The organism is Desertivirga brevis, from assembly GCF_017355835.1.
On the sequence record NZ_JAFEWF010000011.1, the window covers coordinates 232,820 to 242,242 of the forward strand.

4 protein-coding genes are annotated in these 9,423 nt (G+C 42.4%); all 4 read right to left on the reverse strand.

Annotated elements, in window-relative coordinates:
- Window positions 1-15: 15 nt before the first annotated feature.
- Window positions 16-969 carry a PorP/SprF family type IX secretion system membrane protein gene (locus tag J4N25_RS23245; protein WP_207424269.1) on the reverse strand — a complete coding sequence of 318 codons (954 nt, stop codon included), beginning with the start codon at window positions 967-969 and terminating at the stop codon, window positions 16-18.
- Between the two features lie 79 nt (window positions 970-1,048).
- Window positions 1,049-6,511 carry an MBG domain-containing protein gene (locus J4N25_RS23250; RefSeq protein ID WP_207424271.1) on the reverse strand — a complete coding sequence of 1,821 codons (5,463 nt, stop codon included), beginning with the start codon at window positions 6,509-6,511 and terminating at the stop codon, window positions 1,049-1,051.
- Window positions 6,508-8,082 carry an apolipoprotein N-acyltransferase gene (lnt, locus tag J4N25_RS23255; RefSeq protein WP_207424273.1) on the reverse strand — a complete coding sequence of 525 codons (1,575 nt, stop codon included), beginning with the start codon at window positions 8,080-8,082 and terminating at the stop codon, window positions 6,508-6,510. The genes J4N25_RS23250 and lnt overlap by 4 nt, the downstream gene beginning before the upstream one ends.
- Window positions 8,083-8,610: 528 nt before the next feature.
- On the reverse strand, window positions 8,611-9,423 hold an 813-nt coding region (locus J4N25_RS23260), incomplete at its 5' end, for a PorP/SprF family type IX secretion system membrane protein (RefSeq protein WP_207424275.1).

The window sequence follows — 9,423 nt, forward strand, 5'->3', positions numbered from 1 at the left end:
GAGACAAGCCTTGATCTACTTTTTACCCTTAAACACCTCATCCAGATTTACCCTCAGGTTCACTTCAAAGTTCCCATTGGCATAATCTCTGATCTGTGCTGTTCCTGAAGTAAAGATTCCGCTGATGATAAGGTACTTCTGGTATTTAACTCCCATACCGATGGTAGTACTACGGGTACTGTGGTACATCGCCATTACATTCACCTTGTTTTCTGCAAGGGTCAGGTTTGCTCCGAAATCTACAATGTCCTTGTAGCCCCTGATCTGGCGGTATGCTACCTTTGGTTCCAAAGTCATCCCGTCTAAAGCATCATTCGAAAGGAGCTTGTAACTTGCGGAAGTATAAAACTTTGACTCGTCAGCGATATTTCCCTCAGCCTGATCTTTTTTGAAGAATGATTTCAGGTTGGGAACTGCCAATTCCAAACCCAGCTTTTTGCCCTGGTAAGCTGCACCAAAGTCGCCGTCGAAATACGTGTCACGATCCTGGTAACCTGCAATAGAACGGTCAGAACCATCTACGTTTGAGCTTAATCTCTCCTGCATCAAGTGGTCATCACTGTACCCGATAGATACCCCGAAGCTTAACTTCTGTCCGTCTGCATCTAAAGGCAACTGGTAAGCATAAGTTCCTCTTACCCGTGTTCTTTTTTGAAGACCCGCTTCATCATTATACAGGTTAACCCCTACCCCTGATTTCTTGCCCGATCCATACTCAAAGCTCAGCGCCTGAGTACTAGGAGCACCTGGCATACTAGACCATTGCTGACGAAAAGCAGCATTGGCAAACCAACCTTCTTCCCTACCAGCTAAAGCCGGGTTGATCAGATAAGGGTTCTGATAATAAACAGAACCCAGTGGATGTAACTGTGCTTTTACAGTTTCTGCTTTCAAACCAATCAGTAGCAGGCCTAAGGCGCCTGCTCTGATGATCGATTTTATATTCTTTGTGTTTACTTGTAATTTCATTGTTTTGAATTCTGCTCTAGTCTTGAGAAAATTTTAGCCTTTCAACTTTCGCCTTTTGCCTCTAACCTTTAACCTCTAATTAGTCTCTTACAATAGTGATATATCCTTTGATCTTTGGTTTGTTCGGACCAAAGTCAACCACATAGTAGTACGTATCTTCTGCCAGTGGAGCTCCGTTTAGTGTTCCGGTCCATTCTCCGTCTTTAGAGTAACCTTTCTTAGCATAAAGTAAGCGGCCTGCTCTATCGAAGATCTTCACTTCGTTGCTTGGATACATGTCGACGTTCTCGATCTTAAAGACGTCGTTCACACCATCACCATTTGGAGAGATCAGGTTGCTGCCATTAAGCATCGCGTAGTCTTCTGTTACTTCGATTGTGATCTCCTTAATTTCAGAACAACCACTAGCATTGGTTACCAGCACACGGTAAGTAGTGGTTGCATTTGGACGGATCGTTAAGTTAGCTGTGTTATCGCCACTTAAGATACCTGGTGCATTTGACCACTGATATTGTGTTCCGCCTTCTACTTTCAGCACCAATACATCACCTTTAGAAATGCTGGTTACCCCTTTATTAGTAGTGATGGTTGGCACTGGAAGAGCATTCACATTCAGTACAAAGCTTTTCAGAATAGTGTTCAGTCCTCCGTTAGCTGTACCGCCGTTGTCTGTTACCATTACGTTCACCACTGCACTTCCTGAAGCGCCGTCTGCTACTGTATAGCGTACCTGTGCATTTCCGTTACTTGCTTGCGTTACCGTTAGAGATTTGAACAGGTTACTGTTGGTGCTGCTTACCGTTACATTAGTAGTTTGATTTGCATCTTCTCCTGCAGAAATTCCGCTTAGAGCTACTGTTTGCTGAGATGAAGTATAACAGATCGTTTGAGCTGTGATATCATTCAGCCTTGGTTGCTCGTTCACATTGTTCAACGTAATCGTGAAAGCTTTATCTAAGCTTAAACCGTGCTGCGTAGTTGACCTTACCAGTACACTGTAGCTAGGCTTGCTTTCAAAGTTCAACACTGCATTTGTTTGAATCTGGTTTCCACTGATCTTGAAAGAGGCATTATCTGTACTTCCTGTTCCGCTTACTAAAGTATACGTAAAGGTTGCACTTGGATAATCGCTGGTTGAGCTTAATGTTCCTGCTACTGTACCCACCGGAGCATTCTCATAAAGGGTAGTTGTTGCAAGAGTAATGCTGGTTGGATAACCTGGTTTAACCGTTAACGTTCCAGGAACAAAACTGATCGCATAGTTAGCAGCTGTTGCTCCACCTACTGTAATAGGATATGTTCCCTGAGGAGAATTAGCTGTTGCTGTTGTAGAAAAGTTTGGTTGAGTAGTTAATACTGAACTTGTTTCTCCGTTTACAAAGCCATTGTAAGCTGCTGTAAAAGTTGGTAAAGCTAAGCCCTGGAACTTCTCTTTGTTTTCTGCTGTGATCGTTAGTGCAGCTCTATTTACTGTTAATGTTCCTTTTACATAAGTTACATCGTAGTTGCTTGCTGCTCCGCTGGCTGTGATATCATACGTTCCAATTCCTGAATTTGCTGTTGCGGTAGTAGTTACCGCCGGGGCAGGGTTAAGGGCAGTTTCTCCGTTTACTAAACCTGAATAAGTAACTGTTAAAGCAGGGTTAACCCCACCGTAAGTTTTTGCCTTATTTTCGGCTGTGACGGTAAGCGCTTTCTTGCCTACAGTTAGTGTTCCTTTTACAAAGGTTAAGTCGTAATTAGAAGCTGTTCCACTTGCTGTGATATCATAAGTTCCTACTCCGCTTGCTGCAGTGGCTGTAGTAGTTACGCTTGGGGCTTCACTAAGAGCTGTTTCGCCATTAACCAGACCTGAATATTTTACACTTAGCGCTGGATTAATATCGCCATAAGTCTTGCTCTTGTTGTCTGCTGTGACAATTAAGGCTTTCTTACCTACAGTGAGTGTTCCTTTGTTAAAGGTTAGCTCATAATTCGCTGCTGTTCCTGTTACGGTAATATCATAAGTTCCTACACCTGAAGCTTGAGTTGCCGTGGTTGAAACAACCGGTGCAGGACTTAGTGCTGTTTCGCCGTTAACGAGGCCTGAATAAGAAACTGTCAGGGCAGGATTAACGTCGCCGTAAGTTTTGTTCTTATTCTCTGCAGTAACAGTTAAAGCTTTCTTGTTTACCATTAGCGTTCCTTTTACGAAAGTCAAATCGTAATTAGCAGCTGTTCCACTTGCGGTGATGTCATAGGTTCCTACTCCTGATTGTGCAGTGGCTGTAGTAGTTACGCTAGGCGCTGGACTAAGGGCTGTTTCGCCATTAACCAGACCATTATAAGTAACTGTTAGAGCAGGGTTAACATCACCATACGTTTTGCTCTTATTTTCTGCGGTTACAGTTAAAGCTTTCTTGTTTACCGTTAGCGCTCCTTTTACATAAGTTACATCATAGTTTTCTGCTTCTCCGCTTGCGGTGATATCGTAAGTTCCTACTCCTGATTGTACAGTAGCTGTAGTCGTTACGCCTGGTGCAGGATTAAGAGCTGTTTCGCCGTTAACCAAACCATTATAAGTCATGGTTAAAGCAGGGTTAAGATCCCCATACGTTTTAGCCTTATTTTCTGCTGTTACCGTTAGGGCTTTCTTGTTTACTGTTAGCGCGCCTTTTTCATAAGTTACATCATAGTTCGCTGCTTCTCCGCTTGCAGTAATGTCGTATGTTCCTACTCCTGATTGAGCAGTAGCTGTAGTCGTTACGCTTGGTGCTGGGTTAAGAACTGTTTCGTTATTAACCAAACCATTATAAATCACGGTTAAAGCAGGGTTAAGATCGCCATACGTTTTAGCCTTATTTTCTGCTGTTACCGTTAAGGCTTTCTTGTTTACTGTTAGTGTTCCTTTTACATAAGTTACATCATAGTTCGCTGCTTCTCCGCTTGCGGTGATATCGTAAGTTCCTACTCCTGATTGTACAGTAGCTGTAGTAGTTACGCCCGGTGCAGGACTAAGAGCTGTTTCGCCGTTAACCAAACCATTATAAGTCACGGTTAAAGCAGGGTTAACATCCCCATAAGTTTTAGACTTATTTTCTGCTGTTACCGTTAGGGCTTTCTTGTTCACTGTTAAGGTTTGGTCTTTAGAGGCGCTGGCTATTGTCTCATTTCCAGATTGCGTTGCTGTAATTGTAGTTGTACCAGCACCAACAATTTTAATTTGACCAGACTCCACAATAGCTACAGAGGTATTACTGCTGGAATAAGTTACAGTCATACCTGAACTTGCGGTAGCCGCTGGATCAAAAGAAGCATCCCCGTATGTTTTATTTTCCAGAGCTTCGAAAGTAATTGTTTGCGGTGTTTTATTAATTGTAGTAAACGACCAGGTGTTTGACTCAGCAGTAAAGCCGGCAAAATTGTTATTATGTGCATCCTTAACCAAGCCTGCGGCTACCTCTACCGAAAGTTTTGTATTTAACGGAAGGTTATCAGAAATAACAATATTTAAACTACGTTTATCACTGGATACAAAAAACTTTGAAGCGTCTTCAGGCACTCCCAGATCTAAGGACTTTACCAAAGTGCTGCCATCATAAATCTTTAAAGTACCAGTTGTACCCAACACTATTCCCTCGTCAAAGCTTAGGCGAAGCGTGGGTTGTAATGCAATATTTGTTGCATCTTTTGCAGGAATAAAAGTAGAAACCACAGGAGGAACCTGGTCTTTTACCGTAATGGTGAAATTCTGTTCGGTACTCCCCGTGCTGTTGCTTGCTTTCAAAACAACATTATAGGTTCCAACCTGAGCTTTAGATGGCGTTCCTGTAATAACAGCACCTTCCTGAATACGATAAATATCAAAAGAAGTAGTATTTGAATAAACAATTGCCCCTTTAGCAGATTGAGATAAACTATAAATATAATCCACTGATCTTGAGGACACAGTAGTATACGTTGCAAATGTTGAATTGTATTTTCTTACGCCTGCCCCATCAAAAGAGACATAGAAATTGCCGCTTTTATCAATAATAATGGAGGTAGGACCAGCAACCGTGAGAACCTTTGTTAAGGTTCCATCAAATTTATAAATGGCATTTCCCAAATTCGAGGTAATATATAAAGTCCCCGAATTATCGAAGCCTAATCCCCATGGACTCGCAACCAATGTTACTGAGGTCTTTACTTTTGTACTGATATCTATCTTGGAGACCCTGTTTCCAAACATCTCCGCTGCGTAGATAAATCCATCTTTATGAACTATAGAATTAACACCGTTAGTTATAGCCGCAAAAATTTCTTCGGTGGCATTTAAATCATTTAATGGCACCCGGGTGATAGAATGAGTAGAATTACTGTAGCGGGGAATGTATAAATGTCCTCCCGCAATATGTAAAGAATAAACACTACCTGCAGCTAAATCTGTCCTGACAGTGGTTACAGTACCATCAGGAGAAACTTTATACAAGGTATTAGTTCCGCCACCAGGGGTATGAGATACTGCATAAATATTATCATTCGCATCTTGAACAACTGCTAAACACTTAACCGGAAGAGTGGCAATACTAAAGGCCTGGTTGCTTGCATCTGCATTAAATGTTAACCATGAAGGTAAGCTAGGAGCAGTTATGGTGGTAGAACTTTCGCCTGCACTTGCCGCTATCAAATAATTATATGTTTGATTATAATTAACAGTAGTTATTGGCGTAGTGCTAAAACTTGGAAGAGGTGCAGGCTGAGTAACCGTTTTTGTAAAGGTGTTTGAACAGCCATAACTATCCTTGATGATTACGGTATAGTCTCCGGCTGGCAGGCCCGTTCGGTCTTCTGTAGTGATCCCACCACCCCAGTCGAAGGTATAAGGTGCAGTGCCACCGGAAGGAGTTAAATCAATAGCTCCGTCTGAACCACCAAAAGAGGAAACATTCGTTACCGTTGCGCTTCCGGCAATGGATGATGACTGTGTAAAGCCGATTTGCGGTAGTGAATTGGGATAATTATCCAAGCCCTGGAGATGAAAATAATAGGATGCCTCCTTAACATTCGCGGTGGGTTTTATTACCCACTCATATTCTGTAATCGAAGTAACGCCATATGGTGTTCCAAAAACGAGATTGGACACAGTGTTCTTGTCAATAATAACTCCTTTCGCCCAGGTTCCTCCAGCAGCTGTAGTGAGCTGTTGGGAAGTTTCCTGTCCATCACTTACATACTGACTCGTTCCCAGTTCGAAGTGTTCCTTATTTGTTGCAGTATTAGGAATAAGCGTCCATGGCCCGCTAGGCGATGTTGAATAACTGATCCTAAAATCGGTTATTTTCGTCGCAATCTCGTTTACAGACGGATCATGATGCACATTAAAAGCCATCCGCAGCCTGATGTTTTCCTTAGTCTGGCAAAGAGCTTTACTCATTGCCACGTCCTGGCTGTTCGCCCAGTCAGCCCCGGTCTCGTGGCCATTATCCTTTCGCCATCGCCATTCCTTTTGAATAACCGTGGCATTAGAATAAGCCAGGTAACTTGTGAACGTTAGAATAAATAACAGTAGAATTCTCCTCATACTTTTTTTTGTTTGACTATTAATGAATTAATGAATAAGCACTTTAAACAGTTAATAAGGGGCAATAAAAGAACAGCTATGACAAGGCAAAAAACCCAGCTTACCGATGCAGGATCATGGCCATTAGGATTTATCTCTGCACTGATGATACCACTATTTCTACCGTCGGCTTCCTTTATAATCTCACCGCTGGCACGGACAATTCCGCAAAAACCCATATTATTATTTACTACAAGATCCTTCCTGTTTTCTACAGCTCTTAACCGGTTATTATAAAAATGTTGACGGGTGATGAAGTGGTTAGAAAACCACCCATCATTACCAATATTTAGTAGAAAGTTGGCCCCTCCGTTAGCCAGCCCAGCAGCCAGGTAAGAATTTGTGGATTCATTACAAAGTATGATCCCTGCTTTTCCCCAGGGCGTTGTAAGCGGCCCTTTTTGCTCACCCGCAGTCATTTTTAAGTTATAAGTCCTGAGGAAAGGAAGGATAAGGCTCCCTTCTTCTGAGAGAAGAGGTTTTTCGACCATACCTAAAAGGTCCTGTTTATCATATCGTGCCTGCCCTTTTCCTGCAGGGTCCAGAAAGTACACGGAGTTAACCAGTGTTTGGTCCTTAGAATTACTGGCGGTATTCATACCTATAAGCGTATGACTACCTGTGCCCTTCGTGGACTTTGCGATCTCCAGAACAAAGTCGTCATTGGGGGCATAGGTCCAGGGAACTACAGTCTCTGTCCATACCACCAAATCAGGTTTAGATTTTACAGCTTCTTCATTTAATGAAAATAAATGGGAAACGAGGTTATTTGCAGACTCTTCATTCCATACTGACTTTGGATCCAGTGCAGGCATTACTATAGCGACTGATACCTTTTTCGCACCCTCCTCCTGGCGCGAAATCCTGTTGTATAAAAAGAAACCTGCGATCAACTGCAGGGCGATGAGTCCTACGGGAAAAGTCAACAGCGACCAGCTTTTCCTCCTGAAGGAATCTGCGATACCATAAGCGGCTACGACAGTCGTAAACGAAAGTAAAAAGACCTTTCCAAAAGAAGCAATTTGAATCTGGTAAAGGCTCCGGCCCTGGGTAACACCTATTGTAAAGCTTAGCCAGGGTATAGCACTAAAAAGTTTGGAACGGATCAATTCAAATAGTACCCAAACAGCACCTGCTGTAAATGCATTTGTAAAAAGATATAACTTTTCAGAGCCCTTAAACTTAAGGGCATACATGACACAAAACTGAAGTCCGAAGAAAAGGCCCAGTACTAATGATGACCCAAGATAACACAGCAAGCCAAGAAAAACACTTCCCTGAGCATAGTTAGTCACTACCGGGATCATCCAGTAGTTAAGGATTAAAGAAGATAAAGCACCGAACAGAAATCCTGTATAAAAACTGGTTATTCCAGACTCGATACTAATTGAAATGTAAAGTATAAGTGCTATTGCTGGCAAAGCCAGAATAAAACTTATAGACATCAATGAAATACTGATGAGGATTGAAGCAACAACAACACCGATGGCCGCTTTTGCTGACCAACCGACTTTATGAAACGATAAAGACATAAACTATTTGGTGCAATAATTTAGTCTGTATACCGTTTCTAAAACTCCCCCCTTAAAATGCAATCCTACCCCACAAGCTCTTGTAAAGATCATTTTTAAATTCACGACTAATCACCCTCTGCAAATAGCAAAAGCAAAATCCTTCCAGGGATAAGACTTCAAACCCTACCTAAAAACTTATTAATAAATTGAGTGAAAAAAGAAACATTCTTCTACACCTACATCATACTTACAAGACAGAATTGATATCTGTCCGAACTCACTTTTACGTATTGGATTATTGTATGGTTTCAAATTGTTTACATTTCCTTAACAATAAGAGATGATGCGAGGGGAACTCATCCTTCCAACGTTACCGCTCTTTGTGCCGTGGAATTTTCTTCGCTGCTGTTCGCCAAAACCGGCACTGATTATCATTTGTATAGGATTAACCTTTTATTTGCCCATGTACCTGGAAATGATGCATAAAGTTTTGGCGAACTTCACTCCCTCCCTGGTTGGTGTCCCCACCAAACAGCCTAAGTTGTTTTACTTCTTCCCTTTAAACACCTCATCCAGATTTACCCTCAGGTTCACTTCAAAGTTCCCATTGGCATAATCTCTGATCTGTGCTGTTCCTGAAGTAAAGATTCCGCTGATGATAAGGTACTTCTGGTATTTAACTCCCATACCGATGGTAGTACTACGGGTACTGTGGTACATCGCCATTACATTCACCTTGTTTTCTGCAAGGGTCAGGTTTGCTCCGAAATCTACAATGTCCTTGTAGCCCCTGATCTGGCGGTATGCTACCTTTGGTTCCAAAGTCATCCCGTCTAAAGCATCATTCGAAAGGAGCTTGTAACTTGCGGAAGTATAAAACTTTGACTCGTCAGCGATATTTCCCTCAGCCTGATCTTTTTTGAAGAATGATTTCAGGTTGGGAACTGCCAATTCCAAACCCAGCTTTTTGCCCTGGTAAGCTGCACCAAAGTCGCCGTCGAAATACGTGTCACGATCCTGGTAACCTGCAATAGAACGGTCAGAACCATCTACGTTTGAGCTTAATCTCTCCTGCATCAAGTGGTCATCACTGTACCCGATAGATACCCCGAAGCTTAACTTCTGTCCGTCTGCATCTAAAGGCAACTGGTAAGCATAAGTTCCTCTTACCCGTGTTCTTTTTTGAAGACCCGCTTCATCATTATACAGGTTAACCCCTACCCCTGATTTCTTGCCCGATCCATACTCAAAGCTCAGCGCCTGAGTACTAGGAGCACCTGGCATACTAGACCATTGCTGACGAAAAGCAGCATTGGCAAACCAACCTTCTTCCCTACCAGCTAAAGCCGGGTTGATCAG